The following is a 15,536-nucleotide window of genomic DNA, read 5'->3' as shown; positions in this document are numbered from 1 at the left end:
ACCGTAGGTTTTTCAGTGGCCTCGAAAAAGGACAGGGACTTTTTGAAGAGTCAAATGGGGGCACACTGTTTTTGGATGAAGTTGCGGATCTTCCGCTTGTCGTACAAAAAAAATTATTGTCCTACTTAGCGGAAAAGAAGATTGATGGTAGTGCTACTGAACTTTCTGTTCGTATCATTACAGCAACGTCAAAAAATCTAGAAAAAGCAATGCACGAAGGGTTATTCATTGAAGAATTGTATTATATTCTCAATCGAATTTCCATTCAAATTGTACCATTGAGGTCTCGAATAAAGGATATTCCACTCATTGTTGAACATTTACTTGTCAAACTCAATCAAGAATTCGGCATGAACATAAAAACGATGACTGATGAGGCATTGAAACGGCTTCAACAATATGACTGGCCAGGAAATGTACGAGAGCTTGAAAATGTACTGAGCCGAACGATGATATTTATGGATCCAGGGGAAGCGGTTATTGGCTTAGATGAAGTGGCAAAATCATTTTTATCACGCGAGGATAAAGACGAGGAAGCGTTTCTCCCAGAAAAAAGCACGCTTGCTTCAATTATGGATGATTATGAGAAGACGATACTTGAAACAGCACTTCGTGAAAATGATGGCAACAAATCACTAACTGCGAATAGGCTAGGTATTTCGCTCCGTTCGTTGTACTATAAGCTTGAAAAGTTCAGTCTTGTCTAAAGCTAACCAAGTAAAGGAGGCGACGCAATGGTTATACTCGATTCACTCATTACAAAAGCTGCATCGAAGACGGATCCAGTTGTTTCTGTTGCATCAGCAGCAGATTTGGAAGTTCTTGAGGCGGTTAATCTCGCCATTACAAAAGGAATCGCAACATTTTTGTTGTTCGATGATGAAATAAGATTGCAGGAATTGCTGGCATCGAATTTCCCGCATTTGCTAGTGCATGATAAAGTAAGCATCCATCATGCAGAAGATGAATTCCAAGCATCCAAACTCGCGGTGAAAGCGGTTTCAAGTGGAAAGGCTCATGTTGTCATGAAAGGGAATGTGGCAACATCAATTATCTTGAAGGCGGTCTTGAATAGCGAGTACGGATTGCGGTCTGGAAAAATATTATCACATGTAGCCGCATTTGAAGTAGCTGGCTACGATCGTTTACTATTCGTCACAGATGCGGCTATGAACATTGCACCGGATCTTGAAGCGAAAGCACAAATCATTCGCAATGCCGTTGGGACTGCACATGCATGTGGTGTTGTTGAGCCGATTGTTGCACCACTTGCTGCGATTGAAACAGTCAACCCAGCAATGGAGCCAACAACAGACGCCGCATCGCTTGTCGTTATGAACAAACGTGGACAAATTACGGGCTGTATTATCGATGGGCCACTTGCTCTCGACAACGCTATTTCTGAACAAGCGGCTGCACAAAAAGGCATCACAAGTAACACTGCCGGAAAAGCAGATATTCTCGTAGTTCCGAACATCGAATCTGGTAATATTTTATACAAATCACTCATGTATTTTGCCGGCGCTAAAGTCGGTGCCATTATCCAAGGCGCAACAGCTCCCATTGTTCTAACATCAAGGGCAGACAGCGCCGAAAGTAAGCTGTACTCATTAGCATTAGCCATTCTTGCAATAAAACAATAAAAGAACCCCTAGGAGGAATTTCACAATGGAACTTTTTAAATATATGGAGAGTCATGATTACGAGCAACTAGTTATTTGTCAGGATAAAACATCGGGTTTGAAAGCGATTATCGCTATTCACGATACAACACTTGGACCAGCACTTGGTGGAACACGTATGTGGACATATGCAAGTGAAGAAGAAGCAATTGAAGATGCATTGCGTCTAGCACGCGGTATGACATATAAAAATGCAGCAGCAGGCTTAAATCTTGGCGGCGGAAAAACTGTAATTATCGGTAACCCAAAAACGGATAAAAATGATGAAATGTTCCGCGCATTCGGTCGCTTTATCGAAGGCTTGAACGGTCGCTATATCACTGCAGAAGATGTAGGAACAACGGAAGCGGATATGGATTTAATTCATCTGGAAACGAATTATGTAACAGGCACTTCAGCGGGCGGAAATTCAGGTTCATCAGGCAATCCTTCGCCAGTAACAGCTTATGGTATTTATCAAGGGATGAAAGCGGCGGCGAAAGAAGCATTTGGTACAGATTCATTGACAGATAAAGTAGTCGCTGTCCAAGGTGTTGGTAACGTCGCCTATTCACTTTGCGAATACTTGCATAAAGAAGGTGCTAAACTCATTGTTACAGACATTAACGCGGAGGCAGTCCAGCGTGTTGTCGATGCATTTGGCGCAACAGCAGTTGGCATTAATGATATCTATTCACAAGAAGCGGATATTTTCGCACCATGTGCGCTTGGTGCCATCATCAACGACGAGACGATTCCACAGTTCAAAGTAAAAGTCATTGCTGGATCAGCTAACAACCAATTGAAAGAGCCAGAACACGGCGACAAAATCCATGAAATGGGTATTGTTTACGCACCAGATTATGTTATTAATTCAGGCGGCGTTATTAACGTTGCAGATGAATTAATTGGCTATAACCGTGAACGTGCATTGAAGCGTGTAGAAGGGATTTACGATACAATCGAGAAAATCTTCGCAATTTCTAAACGTGATGGCATTCCAACATACGTAGCAGCGGACCGTCTTGCAGAAGAACGTATCGCACGCGTTGCAAAATCACGTAGCCAGTTTTTACAAAATGAAAAAAGCGTATTATCAAAACGTTAATTTAACTTGAATCGGCAGAAATTTCCTGCCGATTCAATTATGCCGAGGTGTAATTAAATTTATAAGAATGATTGAAATGGAAGGAGGTTCTGTTGTGCAAAACACACCAATCAAGGTTCTGGTCATTAATCCGGGATCCACATCCACAAAAATAGGCGTTTTCGAAGAAGAAACTTTATTGCTAGAAGTTACCTTACGCCATTCATCAGAAGACATTGCACGATATCCTTCTATTATCGATCAATACAATTTCCGTAAAGAAACGATTGTTGAAGCGCTTGAAAAAGAAGGCTTCAACATCTCGGAACTTACTGCCGTTTGCGGTCGTGGCGGCCTTCTCCGCCCGATTGAAGGTGGTACGTATTCCGTCAACGACGCGATGATCGAAGATTTGAAAAAAGGATATTCTGGGCAGCATGCCTCGAATCTTGGTGGTATCCTAGCAAATGAAATTGCGAATGGATTGAATATCCCTGCCTTTATCGTCGATCCTGTCGTCGTCGACGAACTTACACCTGTCGCACGCATTTCTGGATTTGAATTATTCGAGCGAAAGTCGATTTTCCACGCACTTAATCAGAAAGCTGTCGCACGTCGGTATGCGAAACAAGTTGGTGAAAAGTATGAGGAGCTTCGCCTCATCGTAACGCATATGGGTGGTGGGATTACAGTCGGCGCACATGAATTTGGTAAAGTAGTTGATGTCAATAACGGTTTACATGGGGATGGTCCGTTTAGTCCAGAACGCGCGGGAACGGTTCCAGCAGGTGACCTCGTTGAAATTTGTTATTCAGGCGAACTGTACCGCAATGAAGTGATGAAAAAACTCGTCGGTCAAGGTGGTCTTGTTGGCTATTTAGGTACCAATGACGCTGTAGAGGTAGAAAAAAGAATTGCCAAAGGTGATGTTAAAGCAAAGCTCGTCTATGATGCAATGGCTTATCAGGTCGCCAAAGAAATCGGCAGTGCAGCAACTGTCCTTCGCGGACAAGTTGATGCAGTCATCCTAACAGGCGGTCTTGCGTATGGTAAAGAGTTCGTTGAAGCGATTTCGTCCAGAATCGACTGGATTTCTACAATTGTTGTTTACCCAGGTGAAGACGAGTTGCAAGCACTTGCAGAGGGAGCCATTCGTGTTTTATCGGGTGAAGAAACAGCTAAAATCTATCCGTCTTAACGGGTCGTTGTGAAGGAGGCCATGTATATGGCACGGGAATATGATGTAGTAATTTTGGGAGGCGGAACAGGCGGCTATGTCGCCGCTATTCGCGCTGCACAATTAGGACTAAAAACGGCACTTGTCGAACAAGGGAAACTTGGCGGTACTTGTTTACATAAAGGCTGTATTCCAAGTAAAGCGTTGCTGAAAAGTGCTGAAGTTTTTGATACGGCGAAAAACCAAGCAACTGCGTTTGGTGTGGATACGAAAGAAGTAACACTCGATTTTAGTCGTGTACAAGCACGCAAAGAAAGTATTGTTAAACAGCTACATGGTGGCGTTACCGCACTCATGAAAAAGGGCAAGATTGACGTTTTTGAAGGGCTCGGTAGAATGCTCGGGCCATCGATTTTTTCACCAATGCCAGGTACAATTTCAGTAGAAATGAACAATGGCGACGAAAATGAAATGCTTATCTTGAAAAATTTAATCATTGCAACAGGTTCTAGACCACGTTCATTACCTGGTTTGGACATTGACGAACAGCAAATTATGTCATCAGATGGAGCACTGGCAATGGAAACACTTCCGAAATCTATTCTTATCGTTGGCGGCGGTGTCATTGGTATTGAATGGGCATCTATGCTCAATGATTTTGGTGTAGACGTTACAGTTCTTGAATATGCAGATCGCATTATTCCAACTGAAGATGAAGATATTTCTAAAGAAATGAAAAAGTTATTGACGAAAAAAGGAATAACTTTTGTGACCAGTGCAAAAGTGCTTCCAGACACACTTGTGAAAACAGCAGATTCTGTCACCATTTCCGCTGAGCTAAACGGTGAAGCAACAGCGTTTACAGCCGGAAAAATGTTAGTATCTGTAGGTCGACAAGCGAATGTAGAAGGAATTGGCCTTGACAATACCGAAATAGAATTAGACAAAGGCTATATTAAAACAAGACCAACGTTCCAAACGAAAGAGCATCATATTTACGCGATTGGCGATGTCATTGGTGGATTGCAATTAGCGCATGTTGCTTCTCACGAAGGAATTGCGGCTGTTGAACATATTGCTGGATTGAAAAATGAGCCAATGGATTATACAAAAATCTCACGTTGTATCTATTCGAGTCCCGAAGCCTCAAGTGTTGGCATAACGGAGAAACAGGCGAAAGAACAAGGGTTTGACGTGAAGATCGGAAAATTTCCATTCATGGCAATTGGTAAGGCGTTGGTCAACGGCAATTCGGATGGTTTCGTTAAGATTGTTGCAGATAAGAAAACTGATGACATTTTAGGTGTTCATATGATCGGTGCACATGTGACGGATTTAATATCCGAAGCAGGGCTGGCAATGGTTCTTGACGCGACACCGTGGGAAGTGGCTAGCACGATTCATCCGCATCCATCTCTATCAGAAGTGATGGGTGAAGCAGCACTTGCTGTGGATGGTAAAGCAATTCATATGTAACTACGTTTTCTAGTGGAGGGGGAAATAGAAATGGCAAATAATCGTCATGAAGAACTTGGTTTGACGAACGAAGATGTCCTACAAATTTTTGAAACGATGCTAATGGCTCGCCGTATTGATGAGCGCATGTGGCTCTTAAACCGTGCAGGGAAAATTCCATTCGTCATCTCCTGTCAAGGCCAGGAGGCAGCACAGGCTGGAGCGGCTTATGCACTTGATAAGGACAAGGACTGGATTGCACCTTATTACCGTGATATGGGCGTGGTTCTTCATTTTGGTATGACTCCGAAAGATCTAATGCTGTCTGCGTTCGCGAAAGCAGAGGACCCAAACTCAGGAGGTCGCCAAATGCCGGGCCACTTTGGCCAACGGAAAAACCGTATTTTAACGGGTTCATCACCTGTTACGACACAATTACCACATGCTGTTGGCGTTGCACTTGCTGCAAAGATGAAAAAAGAAGATTTCATCACATTCGTAACACTCGGTGAAGGTTCGTCCAACCAAGGAGATTTTCACGAAGGTATGAACTTCGCAGGAGTACACAAATTGCCGACCGTTATTATGGTTGAAAATAATAAGTACGCGATTTCTGTACCTGTCGAAAAACAATTGGGCTGTGTCAATGTGTCAGACCGCGCTATCGGATATGGTATGCCGGGTGTCACTGTCGATGGAACAGACCCACTTGAAGTTTACAAAGTCGTAAAGGAAGCAGCAAATCGTGCGCGGAGTGGCGAAGGTCCAAGTTTAGTAGAAACCATTTGCTATCGTTTAACAGCACACTCCTCAGACGATGACCAACGTCAATACCGTGATGCAGAAGAACTGGAAAATGAGAAGAAAATGGATCCAATTCCAAAGTTCTCGGCTTATTTAAAAAAAGTCGGCGTACTAACGGACGAACTAGAAAAAGAACTGGAAGAACGCATCATGAAAGAAGTGAACGAAGCGACCGATTATGCGGAAAACGCTCCGTACGCTGAGCCTGAATCTGCGCTTCTCCATGTTTATGCTGAACAAGGAGGGAACGAATAATGGCTGTCATGTCTTATATTGATGCAATCACACTTGCCATGAAGGAAGAAATGGAACGAGATGATCGCGTTTTTGTACTGGGTGAGGATGTTGGACGTAAAGGTGGCGTTTTTAAAGCAACGACTGGTCTTTACGACCAATTCGGTGAATATCGTGCGCTAGATACACCTCTTGCTGAATCTGCCATAGCAGGTGTCGGAATTGGTGCAGCGATGTATGGATTGCGTCCAATCGCAGAAATGCAATTCGCGGATTTCATCATGCCAGCTGTAAACCAAATTGTTTCAGAAGCAGCAAAAATTCGTTACCGTTCGAACAATGACTGGACATGTCCGATTGTTGTCCGTGCACCTTTTGGTGGCGGCGTTCACGGTGCATTGTACCACTCGCAATCCGTGGAATCGATGTTTGCTAGCACACCTGGACTCAAAATCGTCATACCTTCTACTCCTTACGATGCAAAAGGGCTGCTAAAAGCGGCAATCCGTGATGAAGATCCCGTGCTTTTCTTTGAGCATAAACGTGCTTATCGGTTAATTAAAGGGGAAGTACCAACAGATGATTACGTACTACCACTTGGTAAAGCGGATGTAAAACGCGAAGGCGATGACATTACGATTATTACTTATGGTTTATGTGTACATTTTGCTTTGCAGGCGGCTGAACGACTTGCAGAAGACGGTATTTCTACACATATCCTTGACTTACGTACGGTTTACCCACTCGATAAAGAAGCGATTATTGAAGCAGCTTCTAAAACGGGGAAAGTTTTACTTGTAACGGAAGACAATAAAGAAGGAAGCATTATGGGAGAAGTAGCAGCCATTATCGCTGAAAACTGCCTATTTGAACTTGATGCACCTATTAAACGTCTTGCCGGACCAGATGTTCCAGCAATGCCGTACGCACCGACGATGGAGAAATTTTTCATGGTCAATCCAGACAAAGTCGAAAAAGCAGCACGTGAACTTGCTGAGTTTTAACACGATTCAGCATGCCATTTTGGAGAAATTCGCACATTGGCTGCATCAATTACGCCATAGCATAATTGATTTTTATTTTCATTCAGGACGGAGGCAAATGAATTGGCTATTGAAAATATTTTAATGCCACAGCTTGGGGAAAGTGTGACAGAAGGTACCATTGAGAAATGGCTCGTCAAACCGGGCGATACGGTGAATAAATATGACCCACTTGCAGAAGTAAACACAGATAAAGTAACGGCGGAAGTTCCATCTTCATTTGCGGGGACAATTAAAGAATTGGTTGCGCAAGAAGGGGAAACACTAGCAGTTGGCGCTATTGTTTGTACGATTGAAGTTGAGGGTGAAGCCACTGCGGAAGCACCGGTGGTAGCGGAATCTGCTCAAGTTGAAGCGGTAACTGAAACGCCGGCAGCTGAACCACAAAAACCGACAGCGTCATTGAATCGTGAAAAAGGCAAAGCGGCGGGACGTTATTCACCTGCAGTGCTGCGTCTGTCACAAGACAATGGTATTGATTTGACACTTGTAGAGGGGTCTGGCAAGGAAGGGCGTATTACCCGTAAAGACTTGTTGGCCATTATCGAAAGTGGCAATATTCCAACGGCTGCTACGGCGCCAATTGTAGACACGACAACTCCGGCTTCAGTTGTTCCGGCTACATCTGTACCAAAAGCAGCTGAACCTACTAATGTACCTGTTGCTGTAGGGGATACAGAAATTCCGATTACTGGTGTGCGCCGTGCCATTGCTAGCAATATGCTACGCTCGAAACACGAAGCGCCACACGCTTGGATGATGATTGAAGTAGATGTTACGAATCTTGTTCAGTATCGTGATTCATTGAAAAATGACTTCAAACAAAAAGAAGGCTTCAATCTGACGTACTTCGCATTTTTCGTGAAGGCAGTCGCACAAGCATTGAAAGAATTCCCAATGATGAATTCCATGTGGGCAGGCGATAAGATTGTCTTGAAAAAAGACATCAACATATCCATCGCTGTTGCATCGGATGACGCATTATTCGTTCCTGTCATCAATCATGCAGATGAAAAGACGATTAAAGGCATTGGGCGTGAAGTCCAGGAGCTTGCTGGTAAAGTGCGTTCTGGTAAATTGAAATCATCTGAAATGCAAGGTGGTACGTTTACGGTGAACAACACAGGCTCATTCGGTTCTGTTCAGTCAATGGGTATCATTAATTATCCGCAAGCGGCGATTTTACAAGTAGAATCGATTGTCAAACGTCCAATGATTATGGACGGCGGTATGATTGCAGCACGTGATATGGTGAATTTATGTCTATCACTCGATCATCGTGTACTTGACGGCTTAGTTTGTGGACAATTCCTTGCGCGTGTGAAAGAAATTCTTGAAAATGTTTCTGCGGATAATACATCTGTTTATTGAGAAAAATGATACGCCTCGGTCCGTCTCTTATGGGATCGAGGTTTTTTATTTGCCGAAAAGATAGAGGTATTCGTATGAATAGAGCCGAATAACAGAATATGAGTATTCAAATTGAAGTAATTGAAGAGTGATTTTGTTAACTTATATTAAAGAGGTGAATTAAAGTGGTGCATCACTGAAGCGGGTTTGTTATGTTGTAAGTTTGTATATCAATCTATTCTAAAATGGAAGTGACAGGATGACTTTAGAAAAGGGGCCGGCCAGTAATCATACGTATGGTTTTTTAGAAAGAATATTATTTCAACCTACTTACTTTAATTTCAATAAGCTGCAACAGGAACTAAGCGGTAAGACCATTCTAATTACGGGAGCTAGTTCAGGCATTGGTGAACAAGTGGCGTACGTACTAAAAGATATACATGTACATTTAATTTTAGTCGCTAGACGAGAGCAAAATCTTCAAGTTATAAAAAGTGAAATTGAAAAAAGTAAAGCCTTTGTAACCATACATAAAGCTGATCTTAGAATAGAGCAAGACCTAAATGGTTTAGTGCAGCTGATTCAAGAATTACCTGAAGGGCTAGATGTCGTTATTAGTAATGCAGGACTATCTATCAATCGATCGATTTACCAATCTTTAGATAGATATCATGATTTTCAGAGAACAATGGCTATTAACTATTTTGCACCTGTCAACATGCTACTATCACTTATTCCTTTATTAGAAAAAAACAAAGGACATATTGTCAACGTTTCTACAATAAATTCTTTATTAATTCCAATCCCAAATTGGGCTGCTTATCAAGCTTCAAAAACGGCTTTTGATGTATGGTTTCGTTCAATAGCCATTGAATTGCAACAGAAAGGTGTATCTACAACTTCAGTCTATCTTCCGTTGGTTAAGACCGACATGATACGACCTACTGTTGCTTATAATAATATGCCAGCGATGTGTCCAAATCATGTAGCGAAAATCATTTGTAAGTCTATATACACAAAAAGAAAAAAGTATAGCCCATGGTGGCTTCTATTCGGTCAAGTGTCATCTATTCTTTTTAGGGGTTTTTTAGAAAGAACGATGCTAAAAGTAATTGGAAGACGAGGGGATAAGCGTGCAGGCTCATAAATTTATGTATCTCTTAAACAAAATGAATTTGCTTTCTCCAAAGGGTATAGGTAGATTTGTGTCTGCCATTATGAATGATGGCATTAATATTATGATTTTAGTGAAACTTTCTGAGAAAATATATGGTGACAAAATTGCTCTAATAGATGATCAAGAGTCGATTAGTTACACAGAACTGCGTACGCAATGTGAAAACCTTTCAATAAACCTTCAACATAAGTACGATTTTGGTGAGCATAAAAAGGTAGCTTTTCTTTGTCGAAATCATGCTTCATTAGTCAAAGCAATTTTTTCTGTTTCACGTTTAGGAGCAGATATTTACTTATTAAATACAGAAATGAGCAGTAGTCAATTTGAAGAATTAGTAGAACAACATCAATTCGATTTGATTATCTACGATGAGGAATTAACTTATTTACTAGAGAAGTCCACTTTAGGCAACAAGAAAATATTGTGTTTTCATGATGAAATGATTGCTATTAATCATTTGGTTGGAAATAAATCCTGCTTTAATCATAAATTAAAAAGAGCATCTGCGAGTAAAATTGTTCTATTAACAGGAGGGACAACAGGGAAGTCCAAGAAAGTTATGCATCAACCTTCACTTATGAATTACGTCAACCCATTCTTATCTTTGTTAACTAAATTAAAGCTAGTCAATAGAGAAAATATGCTGATTGCAACGCCGATTTACCATGGGTATGGAATTGCAATTTTGTTATCGTTTATAGCTTTAGGAAAAACTGTCGTTCTTACTAAAGGGTTTGCTGCTGAAAAAGTGTGCGAACTTGTTCGTGAACATCAAATTGAAGCAATTACTGTCGTACCCTTAATGATAGATAAGATGTTAAAACACAATGCCAATGATTTAACGTCACTTAGGTGTATAGCTTCCGGGGGAGCGATACTAAATCCAAAACTGGTTATCGAAGTAAACGATAAACTGGGTGAAGTTTTGTTTAACTTATATGGAACATCAGAATCTGGTTTAAATTGTATTGCAACACCAGCAGATTTAAAGTTATATAACGGTACAATTGGTAAGGCCATTAATGGGGGTCATTTAAAAATACTAGATACAAAGAAAAAAGAAGTAGAGGTTGGCAAGGTTGGCCAATTTTACATAAAAAATAGTTGGTCGATGAAAAATCCGGAAAATGCCTGGATAGGTACAGGCGATTTGGGCTACAAAGATCAGCGAGGCTTTTACTATTTACGTGGGAGAACTGATGACATGATTGTATCCGCTGGTGAAAATGTGTATCCCATTCAACTTGAACAAATCCTGATTAAACATCATTTAATAAAAGATGTAGCAGTAGTTGGTATTGAGGATGATAGGTTTGGTCAAAGATTGTGTGCGTTTGTGGAACCAATTAATGATGAATTAACAAGCGAAGCCATTTTTGATTGGTTACATAGTAGAACGGCTAGGTATCATATGCCAAAAAAAATTATTTTCATTAGCAAAATCCCGTATACCTCTGTAGGTAAACAGGATAAGAAAAGTTTAAAAATAGGGGTAAATGATTATATGTAAAAATAGCATGACAAAGATAGTTGTGTCAGGTACTAGATCCGAACAAAAGTACTCGTTACTATTCATAACGAATGAAAAATACAATCAACGCTTGTGCAACAGAATCATTGATGGAACAAGTCAAGATCGTCCATCGACGGTCTTTTTCCTCTTTCATCACTAAGCATAGTCGGGTAAACTAGAAGTAGATGAATAATTTGAGGGGGGAAGCGTGTACGATGACTATACATACTATGAAATCGATGACATTCGAACAAGTGGACTTCGAGCAATGGAAAGAGGAAGCGATTCGCTCTTTGAAGGGGAAACCGCTAGAGTCACTAATGACGAAAACCTTGGAAGGAATTGACCTTCAACCACTGTATACGCGTGAAAGTTTTATAGAAGGCGTTCGTGTAACGAAACAACAGACGGGCTGGATCATTGCACAGCAAACACATGCAATGAATGGCCAACAGTTCGTTACGGAATTGAAAAGTTCATTGGATCGTGGTAATGAGGCGATTGTTTACGATGGTACACAGCCATTTGACTGGGACGAATCCTCACTTCGTGAAATCGCACAGCTAATGACAGACTATCCAATCTTCATTACAAATACTAAAAAGGAAGACACGTTTTTGAAAGCCTTTACATTTGTTGAGGAAGCGAATCGTTCAGCAGTTAAAGGGGCCATTGCTGTTTCCGGATGGGCATTGCCTGAAGGTTTCACAAGCTTGCGGACAAGCGGTGCCGATACATGGACAGTGCATCATAACGGCGCTGATGCGGTGACTGAACTGGCTCTGGCATTAGCAAAAGCCGCAAGGTATGCGGAGAAGCATGAAACGTTCAATCAGTTTGCAGCAGATTTCTTTGCCCGCTTTGCTGTCGATACGCATTTCTTCATGGAAATTGCCAAATTCCGCGCATTCCGTGTGCTCTGGCAAGCCTTTAGCGCCGCTTACAGTGTAACAGATGCTCCGTCTATTCCGCTGCTGGCAACGACATCGCTCCGGTCCTATTCGAAGCTAGATCCGTATGTCAATCTGTTACGAGCTGGCAATGAAACATTCGCTGCGGTGCTTGGGGGAGCAGATGTGATGACGGTTCATCCGCATGATATTTTGACGGGTCCATCAGAAAGTTCCATCCGATTTGCCCGCAATATTCAACTTGTACTGAAAGAAGAAACGCATGTCGATAAAGTCATTGATCCAGCGGGCGGTTCTTATTACATCGAAACATTGACGGCTGAACTTGTAGACAAAGCATGGGCATTATTTGTAGAGATAGAAGCTGCGGGTGGTTACGAAACATATATGGCTAATGGCAGCCTGGCCGCACTTCTTGAACAACGTAGAGATGAAGTAGCAAAAGGGAAACAGTCATTGATTGGCACGAACGTCTATGCAGATGTGGCGGCTACCGAATTTGCTGATTGGAGTGGCGTTGCGGTCGAAGGTCGCCTTGCTGAACCATTTGAGGATCTTAGATTATTATTTAGTAAAGAACAACCACGAACGGTGCTACTGAAGTTTGGCGCGTTGAAAGATTTCAAACCACGTGCTGATTTTGTCGCTGGATTTTTAGCGACGGGCGGTATTCAGTGTGAATGGAGTCCGGCATTTGAAGATGCACAATCGGCACAGGCTTGGCTTGCGAATGAACAAGTCGACTATGCCATTGTTTGCGCTACGCCTGATATGACTGTAGCCGTTATGGAAACAATACTTGAAGGATGGTCAAAAAATATCCTGTTAGACGTCGCAGGGAAATATGAAGCGGCAATGGAACAACAATGGTTGGGTGCTGGTTTGAATGGTTTTCTGTTTGCGGGACAAAACAAAGTCGACAAATTAATAGCTATCCACACTACATGGAAAGGGGGCGTTGACGGTGAATAAGCCCGATTTCAGTCAAGTAGATGTGCAGAAAATTGTACAAGCTAACAAATCGCAAACACAATCTGCTGGTAAGCTGTTCCGAACAAATGAAGGAATTGATATTAAAGCAATCTATACAGATCAGGATATTGTAAACGTTGAACACGTCAACGATTATCCCGGACTTGCACCAAATACAAGAGGTCCTTATCCAACGATGTACGTGGCTCGACCGTGGACAGTACGTCAATACGCCGGATTTTCAACGGCTGAGGAAAGTAATGCGTTTTACAGACGTAATCTAGCGATGGGCCAAAAAGGATTATCTGTGGCCTTCGACCTTGCGACTCATCGTGGTTATGATTCCAATCATCCACGGGTTACAGGTGATGTAGGGAAAGCCGGCGTTGCTATCGATTCGGTTGAGGATATGAAAATTTTGTTCGATGGCATTCCTCTTGATCAAATGTCTGTCTCGATGACGATGAACGGGGCGGTATTGCCGATTATGGCGTTTTATATCGTCGCTGCTGAAGAACAGGGCGTTACACCAGATAAGCTTGCGGGGACAATCCAGAATGATATTTTGAAAGAATATATGGTGCGCAACACGTATATTTTCCCACCTGATATGTCGATGAAGATTATTGCTGATATTTTTGAATATACGTCTAAAAATATGCCGAAATTTAACTCGATTTCAATTTCGGGCTACCATATGCAAGAAGCTGGAGCGACTGCGGATATTGAACTTGCCTACACACTGGCAGATGGACTCGAATATGTCCGGACAGGCTTGAAGGCGGGTATCGACATTGATTCCTTCGCGCCAAGATTATCGTTTTTCTGGGCAATTGGCATGAACTACTATATGGAAATTGCCAAAATGCGTGCAGCACGTAAAATATGGGCGCAAATGATGTCAACGTTTGAACCGGAGAACCCGAAAACACTGGCATTGCGTACACATTCGCAAACATCAGGCTGGAGTTTAACAGAACAGGACCCATTTAATAATGTTACACGCACGCTTATCGAAGCGAATGCAGCGGCAATGGGACACACACAATCACTCCATACGAACGCACTTGATGAAGCAATTGCGTTACCGACAGATTTCTCTGCACGTATTGCACGTAATACGCAATTATTCCTGCAAGAGGAAACGATGATGACGAAAGTAATCGATCCGTGGGGCGGCTCATACTATGTCGAAAAATTAACGGATGAATTGATGGACAAGGCTTGGGAATTGATTGAAGAAATCGAGGATTTGGGTGGTATGGCGAAAGCGATTGAAACGGGCTTACCAAAAATGAAAATTGAAGAAGCTGCGGCCAAGCGTCAAGCACAAATCGATTCGCGTGCAGAATCCATTATCGGGGTCAATAAATATCGCCTGGACAAGGAAGATCCTATCGATATTTTAGACATTGACAATACGCTTGTTCGTCAGAAACAAATTGAACGTATCCATCAGATGAAGGCAGATCGCGACGACGCGGAAGTCGTACGCATTCTAGCGACATTAACGGAAATTGCACGTAGTGGTGAAGGCAATCTACTTGCCTGTGCTGTTGATGCCGCACGTGCGCGCGCGACAATCGGTGAAATTTCGGATGCGATTGAAAGCGTATCTGGCAGACATAAGGCGGTGATTCGTTCCGTGAGCGGCGTATACAGTTCGAATTTCTCGAACGCAGAAGAGATTAACGAAGTGAAATCAATGGCGGACGACTTTTTAGAAAATGAAGGTCGACGTCCACGTATTCTCATTGCCAAAATGGGGCAGGACGGCCATGACCGTGGTGCGAAAGTGATTGCTTCGTCATTTGCGGATCTTGGCTTTGATGTCGATATCGGGCCATTGTTCCAAACGCCAGAAGAAACTGCTTTACAGGCAGCAGAAAACGATGTTCATGTCATTGGGGTTAGTTCTCTTGCTGCCGGACATAAAACACTTGTGCCAGAGCTTCTTGGAGAGCTCGCGAAAATTGGTCGGGAAGATATTCTCATTGTCGTCGGCGGTGTCATTCCAGCTCAAGATTATGCATTTTTACGTGAAAATGGTGCAGCGGCAATCTTCGGTCCGGGGACTGTTATCCCAGTCGCCGCGCAAAAAGTCATTGAAGAAATATACCGCAGACTCGGCTACGAGGAAGTGACGGAGTGA

12 protein-coding genes are annotated in these 15,536 nt (G+C 42.4%); all 12 read left to right on the top strand.

The window, feature by feature from the left end:
* Window positions 1-707: sigma 54-interacting transcriptional regulator (locus R2B77_RS00470; protein WP_322555613.1), on the top strand; the 707-nt coding region annotated here is incomplete at its 5' end.
* 27 nt (window positions 708-734) lie between these two features.
* Window positions 735-1,643, top strand: a complete 909-nt coding sequence (gene yqiS, locus R2B77_RS00465) for a phosphate butyryltransferase (RefSeq protein ID WP_203248727.1) — start codon at window positions 735-737, stop codon at window positions 1,641-1,643.
* Window positions 1,644-1,668: 25 nt separating this feature from the next.
* Window positions 1,669-2,769, top strand: coding sequence for a Leu/Phe/Val dehydrogenase (locus R2B77_RS00460; RefSeq protein ID WP_203248728.1), 1,101 nt, complete (start codon window positions 1,669-1,671; stop codon window positions 2,767-2,769).
* Window positions 2,770-2,836: 67 nt separating this feature from the next.
* A complete protein-coding gene (buk, locus tag R2B77_RS00455) occupies window positions 2,837-3,946 on the top strand; it encodes a butyrate kinase (protein WP_203248729.1) in 1,110 nt (369 codons plus the stop codon).
* Window positions 3,947-3,973: 27 nt separating this feature from the next.
* Complete coding sequence (gene lpdA, locus R2B77_RS00450) at window positions 3,974-5,401, top strand: dihydrolipoyl dehydrogenase (RefSeq protein ID WP_203248730.1); 1,428 nt, start codon at window positions 3,974-3,976, stop codon at window positions 5,399-5,401.
* A gap of 30 nt (window positions 5,402-5,431) precedes the next feature.
* Window positions 5,432-6,439, top strand: a complete 1,008-nt coding sequence (locus tag R2B77_RS00445) for a thiamine pyrophosphate-dependent dehydrogenase E1 component subunit alpha (protein WP_203248731.1) — start codon at window positions 5,432-5,434, stop codon at window positions 6,437-6,439.
* The gene (locus tag R2B77_RS00440; protein ID WP_203248732.1) at window positions 6,439-7,422 is read left to right on the top strand and encodes an alpha-ketoacid dehydrogenase subunit beta; all 984 of its coding nucleotides are present in this window, start codon (window positions 6,439-6,441) and stop codon (window positions 7,420-7,422) included. Before R2B77_RS00445 ends, R2B77_RS00440 begins: the two co-directional genes overlap by 1 nt.
* A gap of 102 nt (window positions 7,423-7,524) precedes the next feature.
* Window positions 7,525-8,832: a dihydrolipoamide acetyltransferase family protein gene (locus tag R2B77_RS00435; protein WP_203248733.1), complete on the top strand. Its 1,308-nt coding sequence runs from the start codon at window positions 7,525-7,527 to the stop codon at window positions 8,830-8,832.
* Between the two features lie 238 nt (window positions 8,833-9,070).
* Complete coding sequence (locus tag R2B77_RS00430) at window positions 9,071-9,958, top strand: SDR family NAD(P)-dependent oxidoreductase (RefSeq protein ID WP_203248734.1); 888 nt, start codon at window positions 9,071-9,073, stop codon at window positions 9,956-9,958.
* Window positions 9,945-11,498, top strand: a complete 1,554-nt coding sequence (locus tag R2B77_RS00425) for an AMP-binding protein (RefSeq protein ID WP_203248735.1) — start codon at window positions 9,945-9,947, stop codon at window positions 11,496-11,498. Before R2B77_RS00430 ends, R2B77_RS00425 begins: the two co-directional genes overlap by 14 nt.
* A 218-nt stretch (window positions 11,499-11,716) precedes the next feature.
* On the top strand, window positions 11,717-13,384 hold the full coding sequence (locus tag R2B77_RS00420; RefSeq protein WP_203248736.1) for a methylmalonyl-CoA mutase family protein: 1,668 nt from the start codon (window positions 11,717-11,719) through the stop codon (window positions 13,382-13,384).
* Window positions 13,377-15,536 (top strand): methylmalonyl-CoA mutase, encoded by a 2,160-nt coding sequence (scpA, locus tag R2B77_RS00415; RefSeq protein ID WP_322555612.1) that lies wholly within the window; start codon window positions 13,377-13,379, stop codon window positions 15,534-15,536. Before R2B77_RS00420 ends, scpA begins: the two co-directional genes overlap by 8 nt.

This window comes from Sporosarcina beigongshangi, assembly GCF_033485195.1.
GTDB classification, from domain to species: Bacteria; Bacillota; Bacilli; order Bacillales_A; family Planococcaceae; genus Sporosarcina; species Sporosarcina beigongshangi.
Note: the sequence above shows the minus strand (reverse complement) of the source record. Positions and strands in the feature narration are given on the sequence as shown.